The organism is Ornithinibacter sp. (assembly GCF_035443565.1).
GTDB lineage: Bacteria > Actinomycetota > Actinomycetes > Actinomycetales > Dermatophilaceae > Fodinibacter.
Map to the genome: position 1 here is coordinate 1 of NZ_DAORSO010000299.1, position 1,827 is coordinate 1,827.

Consider the following 1,827-nt stretch of genomic DNA (forward strand, 5'->3'; position numbering starts at 1 on the left):
TCGACCAGCGCATCCGCCGGGAAGGGCTGGACGTCCAGCTCATCCACACCGCCCAGCACGGTGGGCCGCCCCCGTGGCCCAGCGCCGTCCAGGACCGCTGAGCCCGTGCGCCTCGATCCACCGCTCGACCCCACGTCCCCCGAGGCGCGGACCTGGCTCGAGAACGAGCTGAGCAAGGGCATCTACCGCGACGACCGCAGCCTGCTGGAACGCCTGCAGAACTGGCTCATGGAGCTGTTGTCCAGCACCGGGTCAGGCAGCCTGCCCGCGTGGTTGATCGCCGTGGCGATCGGCATCGCCCTGGCCGTGCTCGCCCTCGTGGTGGCGCGTTCGGTGCGGGCCGAGCGTCGCATGACGGTCGACCGACCCCACGGCGTCCTCGACGGCCCGACGCGCACGGCCACCGAACACCGGGCCGAGGCTGCCCGGGCGCTGGCAGCGGGCGATCACGCCACGGCAGTCGTCGAGTCCTACCGCGCCATTGCCCGCTCGGCCGTCGAGCGCACCCTGCTCGACGACCTGCCCGGCCGCACCGCCCACGAGGTGGCGATCGCGCTGGCACCCGCCTTCCCGGCATCCGCCGATCGCCTGCGCGATGCTGCCGACACCTTCGACGCCGTGCTCTATGGGCGCCGGGCCGCCGCTCCCGAGGCCGCTCGCGACCTGGTCGCCCTCGACACCACGCTGGCCACCACCCGGCCCGTGCTCCCCGAGGTGCCCTCGCAGGCCGGGGCCGGCCGATGACCGCCGGCGCCCCCACCACCCAGTCCGCGCCCGCCGACGTGCTCTCGGCTGGCGACGCCGGTGGGATGCCGCGTGCAGCGGCGCCGCGCGCACGGCGACGTCGTCGAATGGGCGCCTACGCCCTCGCCGTGACGCTCGGTCTGACCCTCATCGCCCTCCTGGCCCTCACGGCCCAGCGGCCGGGAGAGCCGCTGGACCCGCAGAGCCCACGCCCGAACGGGGCACGAGCGCTCGTCGAGGTGCTGCGCGAGCAGGGCGTCGACGTCGAGGTCGTCCGCTCGGTCGCAGACCTCGAGGCGCTCAGCCCCGACGCCGACACCACGGTGGTGATGAGCAACCCCGCCAACCTCGGTCCGGGAGCCACCGCACGTCTGCGCGAGGCGACGACCACGGCCGGTCGGCTCGTCCTGCTCGGGGTGGACAACGACCACCTCGACGAGCTCGGGCTGCCCGTGCGAGCGTTCGGCGGTTCTGCCGGCGACCTCGTGGCGCGCTGCTCCTCGAGCATTGCCCGTGACAGTGACGTCGTGTCGGTCACCGAGAGCCGCTACCTCGTCGAGGACGGAGCGAGCGGGGTGCGGACCTGCTTCGCCCTGCCCGACCCCGAGAGCCTGACCGGCGAGCCCGCCCCCGGTGGTGTCTACGGCTCCGGCATGGTCGAGCTGGGGGGCACCGCGACAGCACCGGACGTCGTCCTGATCGGGTTCGGGTCCTCGTGGAGCAACGAGTACATCGCCGAGAACAGCAACGCCGGCACCGCGGTGCGCGCGCTCGGCTCGTCCCCGCGCCTGGTCTGGTACCACCCCGGAGCCCAGGATCTCGCGCTCGCTGGCGGCGAGCGGCCAGAGGATGTGTGGCCGGCGTGGACCGGGTCTGCCCTCGCCATCGTCTCGGTCGCGATTCTCGCCCTCGCCCTGGTGCGCGGACGCCGCCTCGGGCGGCTCGTGCGCGAACCACTGCCCGTCGTCGTGCGGGCCATCGAGACGACCGAGAGCCGCGGACGGTTGTACCGCCGAGCCGGTGACCCCGGCCGGGCCGCCGCCGTGCTGCGGGCCGCCACGGCTGAACGCCTCGGCCGTCGGC

Annotated in this window: 2 protein-coding genes; both read left to right on the forward strand. The window is 74.4% G+C overall.

What is annotated here, in order from left to right:
• Nucleotides 1-105: 105 nt before the first annotated feature.
• Complete coding sequence (locus PLL68_RS14645; RefSeq protein WP_159903740.1) at nucleotides 106-744, forward strand: DUF4129 domain-containing protein; 639 nt, start codon at nucleotides 106-108, stop codon at nucleotides 742-744.
• Nucleotides 741-1,827 (forward strand): DUF4350 domain-containing protein (locus PLL68_RS14650; RefSeq protein ID WP_324535341.1); only part of this gene is annotated, 1,087 nt, incomplete at its 3' end. The genes PLL68_RS14645 and PLL68_RS14650, both read left to right, overlap by 4 nt.